Here is a 16162-nt window from a genome sequence, read left to right on the forward strand (position 1 = left end):
TTCGTGACGCGTCTCTCGTCCATTGTTTCAAACGAGTCGATCGCCGGCGACACGAGATACGAACGGCGCTTCACGAACGGCGAGCATGCTTCGGTCGGAGCGCCTGCTAATTGGCCGGGTGCGGGCCCACTGCATCCGGTGAAGGGGGGCTGGCGCGACTCAATAAAAGCGCGCGCCCGGTGTCGTCGCCCTGAGACGTGTAGGCCAGCGTGACTTCCGCGATCTTGTAGTCGAATTGGGTTTCTGCCAACCGGGTTTGCGCCGCGGTCACCGCCACTTCCGATTGTGTCACTTCCACCACCGTGCCCAACCCCAGTTTGTAGCGCTGTTTCGAAAGCTGCAACGCCTCTTGCGCGGTTTTCACCTGTTCTTCCGCCAGGGTGATCTGTTGGGCGAAGGTCAGGGTGTCGAGATAGGCGTTGGTCACCTGTTGCGTCAGCGCCTGTTCGATATTGCTGGTGGCGGCGGAGGCGGCCTGACGATTGGCGTTCGCCTCCACGACTTGATTTTCGATCAAAAATCCGGTGAACAGAGGCATCGACACCATCGCGCCGGCCATCCACCAGCCGCCGGTCTGCTGGTTCTGGCGGGCATCGAAGGGATCGAAGGTCCCGCCGCTGGCGATCGCCGAGACCGTCGGCAGGTACTGGCGTTTGGTCGCGGTGAGTCGCGCATCGGCTGACGCGGTTTGCTCCTTCGCGCGTTTCACTTCCGGATGCGACAGGCTTTCGTTGATCAGGCTTTCCAGCGTCTTCTGCGGACGCACCTCCACGGAAATGTCTTCGAGGACGTAGTCGTCGGCTCCGGCAATGCCCATGGTCCGGTTCAAGTCGGCAAAGCTGGCTTTCAAATCGTTGCGGCTGCGCACCAGGAGCGATTGCGCATTGACCAGCTCCACATGCGCCAGATCGAAGTCGAGCTTCGATTTCAGTTGTTGGCGGTAGAGGGTCTCGATCTGCCCGGCGATGATCCCGCGTTCCCGGACGGTTTCTTCCGCAATCTGGACCAGTCGCCGCCGCTTGAGACTATTCAGATAGGCCCGTTGCACATACAGCAACACCAGGGCACGGCGGGCACTGACATCCTGTCCCTGCGCGCGTTCGGCCAGTTTGCTCGACTCCACCAGATTGCTCGTGTAGCCGAAGTCGTAGATGCGTTGATTGGCGATGACGCCACCGGTGAAGGTGGTCTGGTTTTCTCGAAGTAATCCACCGCCGACCAGGAAACGCGGGTTGCTCACCCCGGCGCCCGCCACCGTGTTGGCGTTCGCATAGACCTGCGGGTAGTAGAGGGAGCGGGCCTGTTCGGTGCGGGCCTCCGAGGCTTTCAAGTTCGCCGCGCCTTCGAGCAGCATGGGGTGGTTTTTTACTGCTATATCGACGGCGCGCTGTACGCCCAGAAAACTGCCGTGAGGCAGCGTCAGGGGCTGCTCTGGGTCCGCGGCGCGCGAGGCGGAGACCAACAGCGCGGTCAATGCCAACGTCGCCAGCGTCAGGAGGGTGGTATGGGGCAACAAGCGACTCATGGGCGTTCTCCCTGTTTCTGCGAGGCCCCGTTCGGTGCGGAGGTCGGCGGCGGGGGAGTGCCACCGGGAACGCGACGCTCGAATTTCTGTTGGGACGGTTTGGCTTCAGGCAGATTGAACGGCGAAGCCTGGACCGGCATGCCGTCCAGCAGGCGGCGTTTTCCGACCGCGACGACTTCTTCGTGGCCCTGCAAACCGGAGGTGATTTCGATCCAGCGGCCGTCGCTGATGCCGGTCTGCACGGGGACCGATTTGGCCTTGCTCTCTTCGATGATGAAGACCGACTTGCCTTTGGGTGTGCTGATGACCGCCTGCGGCGGAACGACGAGAGCCTGCGGGATTTCCCGCAACCCGAGCGCCACTTCGGCAAAGGTGCCGGGCCGGAGCGCATGGTCTGTGTTGGGCAAATCGATCTCGACGAGCAGGCTTCGCGTCGCGGGATCAAGCGCCAGGGTGGAGCGGGTGACGACACCGCTGAACGACCGGTTGGGCAGCTCCGTGACCTTCACGGTTGCGCTGGTTTTGCCGGGCACGACCCAGGGGCTGTCGTCTTGCGGGACGTTCGCATAGACGCGGACGGTGCTGAGGTCCATGATCGTAAACAGCGGAATCGCGCTGGTGGCTGAGGAGGTGGCGATCTGAATTAAGGAGCCGGGATCGGCGAAGCGCGCGGTGACGATGCCGTTGTAGGGTGCGCGGACTTTGGTGTAGTCCCGCATAACGACCCGCTGCTCCATCAGGTGTCGGGCGCCTTGGTACGCGGCCTCGGCCACGTCCACGTCCTGTTTGGCGATCACGTCCGGCGATTCCTTCCAGACCTTGGCCAGCCGCTCGTAGGTCAGCTTCTTGATTTTGTAATCCGACACGGCCTGCTGATACTGCTCTTCCACCTCCGGCGCATCGATCACGGCGACCACTTCGTTCTTCTTCACCGCGTCGCCCTTGTCCGGGCCGATCCATTTCAGATAGCCGGCGACTTTGGCGTAGAGCGTGGTTTGATAAAGCGGCGACACATTGGCCGGTAGTTTCACCGTATAGACCAGGTCTCGTCGGGTCGGCTTGGTGACCTGCACATCGACCGGTGTGGAGTCCAGTTCCGAAGGCGTCGGGCCGGAGGGCGGTTCCGATTGCGCCGTCGCAGCCGGTCTTGCTGTAGCCGAGGGGGTAGCCGGTTCGTCTCCCTGCCAATAGAGATAGCCGCCGATCGTCAGGATGAGCAGCACGGCCGTTCCAATCCAGAGCGGCGTACGGTTGGGGCGTTTGACGAGCGGGGGCGGGACTACCTGTTCGGTCATCAGATTTCCTCCAGAGTCGCGGGCGCGGTCGAAGACACAGGGGGACGTTCCCGGCGGATAAGTACGAGTGAGTGCATGATGGGGACCACCAACAACGTCATGATCGTGCTGACCGCCAACCCGCCGACCACCGCGCGAGCCAGGGGCACCATGGTTTCATTGCCTTCGCCGAAGCCGAGGGCCAGCGGCAGCAGGCCGAGAATCGTCGCAAGGGCCGTCATGAGGATCGGACGAATGCGTCGCCGTCCCGCCTCGAGCACGGCATGTTCGGCCGTGGCTCCATGACGGACCATACGATTGGCAAAGTCGACCAGCAGAATACTGTTCGACACCACGATGCCCATCATCATCAGCGTTCCGATCATCGACTCGACGTTCACGGACGTGTTGGTGAGATGCAACGTCAAGACCGTGCCGATCCATCCCAGCGGAACCGCCACCAGGATGATGAGGGGATCGATGAACGACCGGAACAACGCCACCATGACCAGATAGATCAGCACCACGGCGAGGGGCAGGGCCAGCGCGAAGTTTTGGATTGCGCCGCGCATGTTGGCCACTTCGCCGCGCAGTTGTACCGTCACGTCCTTGGGCAGGGGCACGCCGGCCAGGGCCGTTTCAATGTCTTTGGCCACATGGCCGAGATCGTTTCCGACCGGTGTCACCAACACGTTGATCAAGCGCGAGAGATCATAGTGGTCCACTGAATCCGGGCCGGTTTTGAATTTCAGGGATGCCACATCCCGCAACATGACCGGCGGTCCGCGCCGGTCGTCTCCCGTGGCGTAATACCCGCTGGCCATGTCCATTTGCCGTCCGGCAAACGGCGTATTCTGCAGCGCCAGCGTGGAGCCTTGCATACCGCCGCCAGTGAGGCTGGCCGTCGGCAGCAGCGGTGTGCGCGCGCCGATGATGGGAATGTTCAACAGATCTTCCGTCGTCGTGAGCGATTGCTCCGGATACTGGGCCAGCAGGAAATAGCCGTTTGCGGTCTTGGGATCCAGCCAGTAGTTGGGGGAGAGGGCCAGGTTGGAGCTGATGCCGGTGATGACATCGACGACCACGCGATTCTGGTTGATGCCGTAGTACGCGGCTTTGGTGCGATCCACATCGATATGCAGCTCGGGATAACTCTTGCCCTGCTTGATTCGCACATCGACCGTGTTAGGCACTTGCGCGATCCGTTGCTGGATCTGCTCCGCGACCGGCCGGATGACCTCGAGACTGGGGCCTTTGACCTGGATGTCGATCGGAGCCTTGAGGCCGAAGTTCAACACATCGCTGATGATACCGCCGGTTTGAAAGGCGATCTCGACACCGGGCAGCGAAGACTTGAACTTCTTGCGAAGGTCCGCGATGTAGTCTTCCGTGTGACCCTGATGTCCGGTCACCAGGTTTACCAGCACGAAGGCCGTATGGTTTCCGGTGTTCGGAGCGAAGCGCGCCGCATCGCCGAAGTAAAGACCCGTGTTCGAGATCACTTCTTCCAGATCGCCCTTGGGAATCGTATCGTGCACGAGTTGCTCGATTTGACCCACGATGGCCGTGGTCTTTTCGATCCGTGATCCTTCCGGCGCCATCACCAGCATGGTGAAATTGCCCGCATCGACCTTGGGGAAGAACTCGGTGTGGAGACGGGGCAGCAGGAAGACCGCGGTCGCGACCAGGGCGAGTGCAGCCAAGCCGATCACGACGGGCTTGAACCGTACACCGGCGGTGAGCAGCGGTTCGTAGATCGCAAGCACATACCGGAACCACCCCTCGTCGGCCGACGCCTCATGTTCGGAAGACTTGGCGTGCCCCGCCTGGTAGAGCCAGGCCAACACGACCGGCGTCACCGACATGGAGACGACATAGTCGGCCAACATGGCGAAGGCGACGGTCATCGCCAGCGGCACGAAGAGATACTTCACGATGCCGGTAAAAAACATGATCGGCAGGTAGACGATGAGGATGCAGATCGTGGCCACCAGGATCGGCAGCGTCAGCTCCATGGCGCTGTCCTCGGCTGCCGAACGTCCGTCCTTGCCCATTTCCAAATGCCGATGCAGGTTCTCCTGCACCACGATGTTGTTGTCCAGCAGGGTGCCGATGACCAGGGCGAGTCCGCCCAGCGTCATCAAGTTCACGCTTTGGCCGGTCAGGTAGAGCGCGACCAGCGCGGCGGTCAGAGAGAGGGGAATGGCCAGTCCGACCACGAGCGCTGCCTTCACGCTGGCCAGGAAAATGAAAATCATGAGGCCGGCCAGTCCGGCGCCCAGGAGTCCCTCTTTTTGGAGATTCGCGATGGCCTGGCGGATGTACAGCGACTGGTCGTAGAGAAACTTGACGGTCGTGCCCGCTGGAATCTCCGTGAGCTTCGACAGTTTCGCGCGAATGCCGTCGGTGACTTCCAGCGTGTTGGCGCCTTCCTGCCTGGTGATCGGAATATAGGTCGCCTCGCGGCCGTTCACCCGCACGATCGAGGTCTGCACCGCGGCGCTGTCGGCGGCGGTGCCGATGTCGCGGATCAACACCGGCGTGCCGTTCACGATCTTGATGGGGATGTCGTTGATCTTGTCCACCACGTCCACGAGACTGTTGGAGTAGACGTAGTAGTCGAGGTCCCCGATCTTGATGTCGCCGGCGGGAATAATGGCGCTCTGCGCATTCAGTGCATTCACCACCTCGGAGGGAGAGACGCCGCGCGCGAGTAGCCGTTGCTGGTCGAGGAACACGGTGATCTGTCGGACCTTGCCGCCCAACGGCGGGCCGAAGGAAATGCCCGGGATGGTGGCGATCTGCTGGCGCACGTTGAAGTAGGCCAGGTCGCGGATTTCCTTGGGGCCGAGCGTGTCGCTGGAGATGGAGAGGTAGCCCACCGGCAGACTCGACACACCGAACTTATAGACGGAGGGCGGATAGACGCCGGGCGGCAGCAGGCGAATGATGCTGTAGGCCAGGCTGGTCAGTTCCGACTGGGCCGAATCGATCCCGTAGTCCGGCTGAAAGAAGACTTTGATGTAACTCATCCCCGAGAGCGATTGGGATTCGATGTGCTCGACGTAACTCGCCTCGACGAAGCGCTGCTCCATCTTGAGCGTGATCGCTCCCTCCATTTCGCTGGGGCTCAAGCCGCGATAGAAGGTGGTGACGAGAATCGACGGCAGCTTGATCTCGGGAAAGATGTCCACGCGCATTTTCTGATAGGACACGGCGCCCAGGATCAGCGCGATCATGCAGATCGCAAAGACGGCGTAGGGATTTTTGAGGGCGGCGCGCGTCAGCATGAGGTGGCCATCCGTCTTGTACAGTTGTGTTCCAGCCAGAATTTCCAGAGGTGCAGGGAGAGGCTCACCAGATCATCGAATTGTCCCGGCTTGACCACGTAGCCGTTGGCTCCGGCCTGGTAGCAGGCCCGCACATCCATGGCGTCGTCGGAGCTGGTGAGAATCACCACTGGAATGGGCGCCAATCGCGCATCCTGCTTCAGGCGTTTCAGCACATCCACCCCGCGTTCTCCCTGTAATTTGAGGTCGAGCAGGATCAAGCCCGGTTCATCGCTGGGTACGTGATCGTTGAGATAGGTCATTGCCGCACGGCTGCCATCGGTGATCTCCAAGCGACCCTTGTATCCGGACTGCGTCAGGGCCTGGCGAAAGAGTTCACATTCGCCGGGGCTGTCGTCGATGAGCAGGATAGATGAGGGCATCGCGTATACATCCGGTTACTTCTGAAGCAGCACAGAGCAGGAGCCGTGCCGGAGCAACTCTCTATGCAGTCATTTCAGAAAGTGTGTGAGAAAACGACGGCTTAGTCCTGCGCGTCCGGGTCTGAAGGGGAGGAGGGGGCCTTGTCGGCCGGCGCGGAGGCTGGAGAAACTCCATAGAGTCTAGGGAGTTTCTCCAGAGCATGGCCGCGCTCGATTAGGCTGCCTTCGTGGCTGTCTTCTTCCACTCCATCATCTTGGCCGTCAACTTGGACGAGGCCGCCGTGTACTCACCCTTAAAGCCGATCGACGCTTCCGCGCCGGGTTTATCTCCCGATTGCACCTTGGTGACGACCGTCGCCGCGACCTTGTGGAAGGCCTTGTGCAGTTCGAGGATCTCTTTGTAATAGGGGTCTGTGGCGGCGGGGGTACCGGCCAGACTATACAGCCACTTGCCGAATTCGCAGCGGTTGTCCACACCGACTTCTGCCGGGACCAGTGCCAGCGTGCCGTCGATGTTCTGCCGCAGTTTCACCTTCCACGCGCCATGCGCACCGATTGCCTTGTCGATTTGTTCGATGATGTTGGACATGCGACCTCCCGGGAAATAAAGAAAAGGGTTTCCTGTTCCTGTATCGGAGGGAGGGGGGGAAGGCTTGAGGGGGGAGGAGCGTGGCCTGGTCGTCCTCTTGCTTGCGGAACGTGCGGTCTATGAAGGCCCTCGTTGGATACGCACAGTTGCACGATGCCCCGAGGCCAGCTCACTGGACAAAATCGTGATGCCTGCCAGGCATTTGTCGATCTGCCTCCAGGGCTTTTCCTAGCCTCCCCGGCTGGCAGAAATGAGTAGCATGGTTCAGGACGACTTGGCCGTAGGTACGAGAGATAGCAGAGGTGTGGCTGCGACCACAGTGCTTCGGTCAGTCCAGGAGGAACGCGATCATGTCAGAGGATGGTTCAGTCTCGATTCCAAGCCGCGGGTGGCGTCTCATTCAAACCAGAGATTTCGGGCTGCTGTGGTGGGGGCAGACCACCTCTCAGATCGGAGAGGGCTTAAACAAGGTTGCGCTTCTCTGGTTCGTCTATGAACTGACCGGCTCGGTCATGAAGATGACCATGGTCGGACTTCTCCAGACCATTCCCCCGCTTTTGTTCGGTCCGCTGATCGGCGTATACCTGGACCGGCTGCCGAAAAAAGCCGTCATGATCTGGGTCGATCTGCTTCGCGCACTGCTCACCGTTCTCATCCCGGCGCTATATGCCATGGACATGCTGTCGATCGAGGGACTCTATGGACTGATTTTTCTGACATCGGTGGTCTCCACCGTATTCGGTCCCGCGCTGGTGTCGGCCGTGCCGTTATTGGTTCGACCTTCGGAGCTGATGTCGGCGAATGCGCTCATTCAAGGCACGAACAATATCGGCATGTTGCTCGGGCCGGCGATCAGCGGCGTGATGATTGCACTCATCAACGCGGAGAATGTGTTGTTCGTCAACTCCGCCACCTTCCTTCTTTCGGCCCTGTGCCTGATGCCGATTCGCTTCAGCATCCCTCATGTTGCAGCGAGGAATGCTTCCTCCTCCGTGTGGGACGAGCTCAAGGTCGGATTTCGTTTCGTGTTCGGGCAGCACCCATGGTATTGACCCTGGTGATCATTTCATCGCTCTACAATCTGGGTGTGAGCGCCTTCGTCTTCATCTTGCCGGTCTATGCCAAGGAGTTTCTCCAAGTCGGGCCCGTGCAACTGGGTTGGTTGTGGTCCGCGCTGGGTGTGGGGATGTTGGCGGCCTCGACCTGGCTGGCGTGGAAAAAACAGAGTGACATGCAGGGGCGCTTACGTATCGTCGTCAGCGGCATGACCATCGGCGGCCTTGCGGTCTGTAGGGTGAGCCTGCTGGAGACGCCTCTGGTCGCGGCGGCGATCGTCATCATCGTGGGCGGCAGTACGGCGGTGCTCAATCCCATCGTGTGGGCGGTGCTTCAGGAAGTGACACCGGAACATTTGATCGGCCGCGTGCTCACGACGTTTAGTGTTGGCTCCATGGCCTCCGCCATGGCGGGGATGACGGGATTCGGGTGGGTGGCCGACGCGCTCGGTCCCGCTACGAGCCTGATGGGGCTGGGGCTTGTGCTCCTGCTCACCGCAGCCGTGGCGGTGTCATGTGTTCGCAGAGCCCGTCCCGTTCTTGTCGCGCAGGCATGATGATCCTCACAGGTGGCGAACACCTGACTGTCTGCATGGAACGAACGCGATGATATGTGGCAAGCGAGCCCTCGTGAGCGGAAGGACCATGCGTGAGACATTTCTCAGCGCCACCCATTCCTACTGATTCCACTCCTGCGGTAAACGTTTATACTGGCGGTATGGCCCAAGCCCATCGGTGGCTGCTCACACGCGATTTCAGTCTCATGTGGTGGAGCCAGGTACTGTCCCAGGTTGCTGAAGGCATCAGCAAGCTGGCCTTGCTCTGGTTCGTCTATGCGGTGACCGGCTCGCCGCTCAAGACGACCGTCATCGGGCTTCTACAGACGCTCCCGCCGATTCTCTTCGGGCCGTTCATCGGTGTGATCGTCGATCGCTTCCCCAAGAAAACCATCCTCATCGGGAGCGATGTCGCCAGAGGAGTACTCATCGGACTCATCCCCTGCCTGGTCTCGGTGGAAAACTTTACCGTCGGGTCGCTCTACCTTCTTACCTTTCTCTACGGTGTCGCCACGGCTGTATTTGTGCCCACGCTCTCATCCGCCGTTCCCTTCATGGTCACTCGCCCTCAATTCACGGCGGCGAATGCGCTCCTCCAGAGCACGACCAGTCTGGGTATCATCATCGGGCCGGCGGTCAGCGGACTCGGTATTGCGTTTGTCGGTTCACAAGACGTGCTCTGCCTGAACGCTATGACCTATTTTGCATCAGCGGCTTGTCTGCTGCCGATCCGGCTGCGAGTGACAGAGACCGTGCAGATTAACGGCGGGGGATGGAGACCATTCATCCGGCATCTGTTCGAAGGGATACGATATGCCTTTGTCACCCACCGCACGTTGCTGATCCTGATTGTCCTCGCGTCGGTCTATACGTTCGGCAGCGGCGCGTTCACGACACTGTTCCCTGTCTTTGGTCGCCATCTGCTCGGGCTCGGGCCGGTCGAGGTCGGGTATCTCTGGTCCTGGCTTGGAGTGGGGTTGCTGCTCTCTTCAATCGGGCTGATCCGGATGAGCGGGTGGGACCTTTCGCAGCGCCTCGCAGTGATCACGCTCTCCTGCGCCCTCGCGGGGTTGGCCTTGTTGGGCCTGACGTGGACGGATGATTTGCGCCTGGCGGCCGTACTCGTGGGCTGCATCGGCATCGGCTTCGGCGCGTGGACCCCCATCGCCTGGGGCATTATTCAGGAAGTGGCTCCGGCGGGAATGGTCGGCCGCGTGATGGCGGTCTATACGGCGAGTGCCACCGCGACATCCATGCTCGGCATGAGTGCATTCGGCTGGGTGGCGGAGTCGTTCGGCTCTGTCGCCAGCCTCATTGGGATCGGCGGAGTGATGTGTGTCTTGGCAGGGGGGAGTGCCTGGTTTGGGAAGAAGATTGGTGTGGCCAAAATCGAGAAAGCAGATGTGTGACGTGCAGTTGCCGGCTTGTCTCATGCGCGAAAAAAAGCGACAATGCGTCGATGCAACGCCTACGAGGTCGATCGAGCCGTACTCCTCGATGTATTGTGATTGCCGGGCCGAACGGCGCGGGGAAAACCACATTCGCTCGAGAGTTTCTTCCACGTGAGGGCGGAGTCATCCATTTCGTGAATGCCGATCTCATTGCGAGCGGGCTGTCGCCACTCAAGCCGGAATTGGCAGCCAGGCAGGGAGGGCGCCTGTTGCTGATGGAGTTGAATCGATTGGCTGGTGCTCGGGCAAACTTTGCTTTTGAGACGACTTTGAGCGGGCGGACCTATCTCAAGCTGTTAGCACAGTGGAAGGCGGATGGATATCGAATTGAAATCGTATTCCTCTCCTTGCCTTCCGTTGCCCTGGCCCTCCAGCGGATTGCCGTGCGGGTGCGTCAGGGAGGGCATGATGTACCACGGGCCGATGTCGTGCGTCGATTTCGTCGGAGCCTGAAGAATTTTCATATGCTATGCCGGGATCTGGCAGACAAGTGGTCCATCTATGATAATTCAGGGGCGGTGCCGAGACTGGTGGAGGGGAAGTCATGAAACCGCCAGGCGGAAAAGCCAAGGCTAGCGAATTTTCTAAGCAGGTCGGCGCCGCGCTGCGCCGAGCGGCGAAGGTTGCGCGGAAGACCGCACGCATGTACGGCACACCCATCTATGTGTGGGAGAACGGCAAGGTGGTGGCGAAGAAACCGTGACGCCTGTTCCGAGCGAGATGCGAAGACCAACCCGCTAACCGATTTCCACGCTCACCTAACATTGCACTTCCTCTTGGAGGCCGTCGGACAGCCGGCAGGGGCCTCGTATTGCCTCATCAGCTTGTCCAAACGTTGATCGCATTAGCCACTGCATATTGATCCTCAACGATTGTCGTGCTTATTGTCCGGCAAGGCATTCCTCAGCTACCTCGGACTCAACAGCCATAGCCATCAGTCGCTTTTCCATGGCTTCCGTGATTCCTGCATACACGGTAGCAGCAGCGGCAGACCAAGCCGGGTTGAAGGGCTCGCCCTTGAACGCCGCTTCGGCCGCCTTCGTTTCGTCATAGGTGAGGGTGCGTTCTCGCATGGTGTCCTCCTTGGGTGATTCGACCTTTTGATACTCGCTACTCGAATAAGTGAGCAAACTTAGTGCCAGGTCAGGTCTTCTGCCCTCTGTGTCACGAAGGTTTCTGCGGCGGAATGCTCAACTGAGAATTCAGGGCTCATGATTCATCCTACCATGAACATATTTTCATACAGTTAGCGCGGGGATGTGGCTCGCCATGACCCTAGGAACGGCATCTTTCTACCCTGGTGATTTACTGGGGCAGCCGGCGCGAATTGACCCTGCTGAGTGGTTCGCATGACGGAAATTGCGTGGATATGACAGTCGGATACATCTGGACATCGGCAAAATGAGATGGGCTGTATCTCTTTCGATGCGGTTGTAGTGAGTGAACGGGATGCGATTGTCTCGCTCCGGTCGAGTCACCCTTGTTGCTGGCGGGGTATCGCGTGTGACTTTGGGGTGCAACCTCACGGTTGGACAATATGCTTCAGTTTCTTCCTTCCTAGTACGTAGTGATTCTTGCCTCTAGTAGAGATACTAGGGCGAATTCGTTTCCCAATATCTCCCGTCGGAATGGTTGCATTTCATTCTCGATAGGGCCATTTGCACGTATTGCGCATACGTAGTAGTTCGTCTACAACCAGCCGCCTGAGATGAGGGGGATGCGTTTTGATGCCTTGCCCAAAATGGTTAGACGGAGCTGCCCATCGGAACGCTGAGACAAATACTTCCAGAGGGATCAACCCAATGAAACACCGACTATGCCCCATTCCACTGATCGGCCTGGCAGTTATGGCCATATCCGGCTGCGCGAGTTGGGGCGATGTGCCTGCGGCTCTCCGCGTGGACTCCGGTCTAGAGCCGCAGCACATCGATGACCAAGTCCGGTTCCGTACCACGTACTACTTTCGTGTGTTGAGTGGATGCCGGATCGACACAACCCCAGAGGATGAGCGTTCAGCGGATTCGTCGCCATTTATGAAGCGCGTCCGAGGCGAGTTCAAACCACTCAGGGACTCCCTTTATCGTTTTCGTATGACCGGTCAGGCCGCGGCCTTGTATAGTCAGGTGCACTTCGAGTCCGGCGTACTCAAGAAAAGTCAGATCGACTCCTTCGGCAGCGCGATCCGCTACAACGAACAGAGCAATTCATTTATCCCTGTCTCTGCCGATGATCTGCAAGCAGACGCCAAACGTCAGATTGCACGAGGAGAGGTCCGGGACTTGCGGGCGCTTTATCAAGAAATTAAGGACGATAAGTCCCTCGAATTGACAACCAAGGAAACCCTGCTAGCGAAGGTAGTGTTAATCATCGAGGAACGTCTAGAGCAATTGAATCAGTTGCGTGCAGTCAGCGTACCTCTGCGAGTAGCGACAGACGAGCCTAAAGAATCTGCAAAAGTGGGCGACACACCTTCTGTGCAGCCAGATCCCAAGATTGGTGAGCAGGCGACAGAGTTGCAGGCGAAGTTGAGCGAGGCCAACGATGCTCTGGCGAGTCAGAAGACAAAAGAAACGGCCAGCCTGAAAGATCTCTCGAAAACCATCGAAGGCCGTCTCAAGGAGCTGGAAGGGGCCAAGAGTAGGGACGATGCTGAAAGGAGTTTTTCCTGCGAGGGAAAGCCATCGGAAACGAAATACTATCTTCTCGGGCCAGAGGGTACGAAAGAACTTGACCCGAATGATCGCCTGTTGCTTGCCCTTTCCATCGACAGCAAGCCGCTGATCAGTGCGCTTCAGCAGCTGTCCGAACCTAAATTCCAAACTGCGGGCAGAGAATTGAAGACCATGGAACATCTACTGGAAGAGCGTGGAAGAATTTTGGACGCACAGAAAACCTTGCTGAGGGCGATGGGCGATCTACAACGTGAAGTCGCGCCTACTGATCGGTCGAAGCTGGAGACTTTGCTAGACACACTTCGCATGCCGTTCGCAACCACCGGTAGCAAGTAAGGGAGCCCCACGACCATGACCAAGCTTAGCGCAACTCGTATCTCCCTCCTGGCCACAGTACTGCTGGTATCCTGCCTGCCTGGCTGCTATGTCTTCAACGACTCAGCTGCTATGCGTATCGAGGTGGAGGTCTACAAGGGCCCGCTGTCGCTCGAACCAGAAATTCAACTTGGAGAGCTATATGGCTATCTAATCGAGGCTCAGAATGGATTGATCAGAGTGCGGGACGTTTTGGAAACCGTTGGCGAGATTGGGGAACTGGGCGAATCTCCTCCCAATAACGGCGCTGACCCGAACAATGAGAATTCTGTCAAAACCTGGTGTGAGAATATTGGTCCAAGAGGTTTGGCTCAAAAGGATATTGATCCAACAGGATGGTTTAGTCGGATCGATTATTTCCACTGCCGCTTGCTTAAATCGTTGGATGATGATGCTGATAGCCTATCCCGCAAACTGATTCTCCCTATTTGTGCGCTGCATAGCACTGGTGCTTGCTCTGCATCCATTCACGCTGCAACAGAGATATCCGTTAAGAAGTTTCAGAAACAGATTAGCTCGGAGAAGTGGTCAAGTCAGGTTGATTCGATAGCACCGCATTCGGGCGCTGACGCGCTTGCGCGCTATAACTTGGCGTTGCGCGCAGCGAGCGAGACTGCTGCGGCTATGCAAGCTGCAGCCTTTCGATATGCTACTGCCAGCACAGCAGGTCGCCCGACAAAATTCAAAGTTCGCGTCGCCATGGTGCATTTTATCGCTGCCGCTTCCGAATACGGCAATCAAATTCAAGCTCGAGCCGATGCCTTACTGAAGCAGCTTGGGCCTGAGGGGAGAGATAGACGAGAACTTCCGCTGAGCGTCCATCTTCGGGGAGCGGAACCTACTGACTTCGTTCATCTATATGAATGGTCTGGTGCGCACACCCCTCAATTTTTGGATTACTTGCTCTTTGGGTCCACGACCCCCATTGGAGAAAAAATCAAGATCATCGACCGACTCTACGCCGACCATTTTTGGTCGAAGATCAACACGGTCTATGCCAGTGGCCGTGGCAAGGCTCAGATGGCATTCATCAAGGATGAAACTGGCAACTGGAATCTCAAGAGTTTCGATAATGACCCCACTGAATTGCTGGATGCCTATACCAAGGTTACAAAATCAGCTCTCGAAGGTGTCGTCGAAATCGCCGGTGAGATTGCCAGCGGCGGCGCCGATGCCGGGTTCAAGAAGGCTGCGGATGAGCTCCTTGCAATTGCCCGTCAAACTGACCCTGATAAACCCCTGCAGGCCACACTGTCTGGCGGTGCCTTGTCGTTGAATCATCTCCGCGCCCGTATCGACGGACAACTGAACGCCAAGCATGTACGAACTGACCTGAACAAAGATAAAGAGCTAATGGATAAAGTCAAAACAGCGAAAGAAGCCAGCGATGAAGTCAAAGCCTCGCTTGAAAAGGCCAAACAAGATTCGACGTTAAGCACGCAGATCCTGGCTGAGGAGGAAAAGACTACCGGGACCGCGCTTGAGAACGCACAGAAGGACCTGGCCGCTCACCGAAAAACTGTCATCGAGAAATGGGCTGCACTCATCGATGACCATAGCCAGTTGGTCGATCTGCTCAGTTCGACGGTCACAAAGCAATGAGTAGCGTCACAACGGTCGAAAGGTGGTTGACAATGGTTCTAAGCTGCGGCACCACACCGTTGCCCTATACGCCAGACGGCCAAGCGGTGGAGCAGATCCTTGGCAAGATTGATGTGATGCTCGCGCAGCTCGACGCCACGTCCACCCATACTGTTCGACTGGAGCGGATCAAGCGGTCTCTGACCGAGTTGAAAAGTGCCAAGGTTGGACAGGCCGTTGCGGAGCTTCCAATGAAGGATGGTGCGCTAGACCGCGTTGGTTGGGATGCGAAACCTGAAGCCGACCGACGAGCGGTCTGGGAGAAGGTCTCTGCCATCCATGATGAACTGCGTTCCCTAAATGCCGCCTCGCTTGTCAGTGGAAGGCGGTATTTTGCGCTGTTCTCCATACTGTTCCTTCTGGTCGTCTCGGGCTATCTGTGTGTGCATCGACAAGCCGTCAGGGATTGGGTGCAACCACCACTTACTTCACACCTCAGCCTCGCGATATTGCATAAAGCCCGCCTCATTGAACTACGACTCGCCTCTCTCAAAGAGTCGCAGAATCAAAAGAAAAAAGAAATTACGCCTCCTGCGCCGCCTGTATTAAGCGGACAAGCTCAGGCTCCCAAGGCTGTAGAACCTCCTCCCATGCCTGCGGTCTCATCTCCAGGGCAGCTTCTAGTTCCAGGGCTAAAGCCTGATTGTAACGAGCCACAACCTGCGTGTCTCTTGAAGGATCTTAAATCGGTGCTGTATCCATTGCCGCTTCCCTATGAAACTATACGCTTGCTCGGCATGGCTTCAGCAGAGCTTGAAGCCGGTGACATCACCGTTCATGTCACATATCAGAATTTCTTAACGCATCTACAGACCGACCTTGAAAGCCTGAGTACGTCATATTTTTGGACCAGTCATCCCTGGCGCTGGCTTGAACTCTCGCTGTGGGCGAGCATGGGTTGCCTGGTCGGCCTGCTGTTCTATATCGCCGGTCTTCTTGGGAAGGGAGTGTTTCGGCCTGAGGAAGGGACGATGTTCATGGCCGAACTACTTATGGCTCCCGTAGTCGTCCCAGTGATTTTCTTTCTCTTCACATTGAGCGGGATCTCGGAGTTCATTCCCAGCCAATCTTCAATCACGATGAACATTGGGATAGCATTTATTTTTGGCTTCGCCATTCGTCGTACCATCGGCATTCTCGACATCATTAAAAAGCGGTTCTTTCCTGATCCTACGCCGTGAGGGTGAGCGACATCTTCTGATAAGACAAGTTGCCGTGTCGTAGGGTTTGGAAAGGTCGGGATGATGGTACGCCGTAAGTTCGTGTCACTCTCGACAATCCCGAACCGATAGCTATGTAAGTGTGGGAAGA

General features: G+C 58.0%; 12 protein-coding genes and 1 pseudogene. 7 read left to right on the forward strand and 6 right to left on the reverse strand.

Going from position 1 to position 16162, the window contains the following annotated elements:
* Positions 1–106 precede the first annotated feature (106 nt).
* From H8K11_06850 to H8K11_06870, 5 genes are all read right to left on the reverse strand, one after another.
* Positions 107–1525 carry a TolC family protein gene (locus H8K11_06850; GenBank protein ID MCS6263463.1) on the reverse strand — a complete coding sequence of 473 codons (1419 nt, stop codon included), beginning with the start codon at positions 1523–1525 and terminating at the stop codon, positions 107–109.
* Entirely contained in the window at positions 1522–2820 is a 1299-nt protein-coding gene (locus tag H8K11_06855) for an efflux RND transporter periplasmic adaptor subunit (protein MCS6263464.1), read from the reverse strand. The genes H8K11_06850 and H8K11_06855 overlap by 4 nt, the downstream gene beginning before the upstream one ends.
* On the reverse strand, positions 2820–6089 hold the full coding sequence (locus H8K11_06860) for an efflux RND transporter permease subunit (protein ID MCS6263465.1): 3270 nt from the start codon (positions 6087–6089) through the stop codon (positions 2820–2822). The genes H8K11_06855 and H8K11_06860 overlap by 1 nt, the downstream gene beginning before the upstream one ends.
* Complete coding sequence (locus H8K11_06865) at positions 6083–6511, reverse strand: response regulator (protein ID MCS6263466.1); 429 nt, start codon at positions 6509–6511, stop codon at positions 6083–6085. The genes H8K11_06860 and H8K11_06865 overlap by 7 nt, the downstream gene beginning before the upstream one ends.
* A 214-nt stretch (positions 6512–6725) precedes the next feature.
* Positions 6726–7100 carry a CZB domain-containing protein gene (locus tag H8K11_06870; protein MCS6263467.1) on the reverse strand — a complete coding sequence of 125 codons (375 nt, stop codon included), beginning with the start codon at positions 7098–7100 and terminating at the stop codon, positions 6726–6728.
* Between the two features lie 350 nt (positions 7101–7450).
* Here H8K11_06870 and H8K11_06875 point away from each other — a divergent pair.
* From H8K11_06875 to H8K11_06890, 4 genes and pseudogenes are all read left to right on the forward strand, one after another.
* Positions 7451–8712: pseudogene (locus H8K11_06875) on the forward strand (MFS transporter).
* Positions 8713–8873: 161 nt separating this feature from the next.
* Positions 8874–10121, forward strand: a complete 1248-nt coding sequence (locus H8K11_06880; protein MCS6263468.1) for an MFS transporter — start codon at positions 8874–8876, stop codon at positions 10119–10121.
* Between the two features lie 50 nt (positions 10122–10171).
* Entirely contained in the window at positions 10172–10711 is a 540-nt protein-coding gene (locus H8K11_06885; protein MCS6263469.1) for a zeta toxin family protein, read from the forward strand.
* On the forward strand, positions 10708–10866 hold the full coding sequence (locus tag H8K11_06890) for a hypothetical protein (GenBank protein ID MCS6263470.1): 159 nt from the start codon (positions 10708–10710) through the stop codon (positions 10864–10866). Before H8K11_06885 ends, H8K11_06890 begins: the two co-directional genes overlap by 4 nt.
* Before the next feature lie 178 nt (positions 10867–11044).
* Here H8K11_06890 and H8K11_06895 read toward each other — a convergent pair whose 3' ends face one another.
* A complete protein-coding gene (locus H8K11_06895) occupies positions 11045–11236 on the reverse strand; it encodes a hypothetical protein (GenBank protein ID MCS6263471.1) in 192 nt (63 codons plus the stop codon).
* A 729-nt stretch (positions 11237–11965) separates the two neighbouring features.
* Here H8K11_06895 and H8K11_06900 point away from each other — a divergent pair.
* Genes H8K11_06900 through H8K11_06910 form a run of 3 tightly spaced genes read left to right on the forward strand, consistent with a single transcriptional unit; the run spans position 11966 to position 16032 of the window.
* On the forward strand, positions 11966–13171 hold the full coding sequence (locus H8K11_06900) for a hypothetical protein (protein MCS6263472.1): 1206 nt from the start codon (positions 11966–11968) through the stop codon (positions 13169–13171).
* A gap of 15 nt (positions 13172–13186) precedes the next feature.
* Positions 13187–14812: a hypothetical protein gene (locus tag H8K11_06905; GenBank protein MCS6263473.1), complete on the forward strand. Its 1626-nt coding sequence runs from the start codon at positions 13187–13189 to the stop codon at positions 14810–14812.
* A 32-nt stretch (positions 14813–14844) separates the two neighbouring features.
* A complete protein-coding gene (locus H8K11_06910) occupies positions 14845–16032 on the forward strand; it encodes a hypothetical protein (GenBank protein ID MCS6263474.1) in 1188 nt (395 codons plus the stop codon).
* Positions 16033–16162: the final 130 nt, after the last annotated feature.

Source organism: Nitrospira sp., from assembly GCA_024998565.1.
Lineage (GTDB): Bacteria > Nitrospirota > Nitrospiria > Nitrospirales > Nitrospiraceae > Nitrospira_A.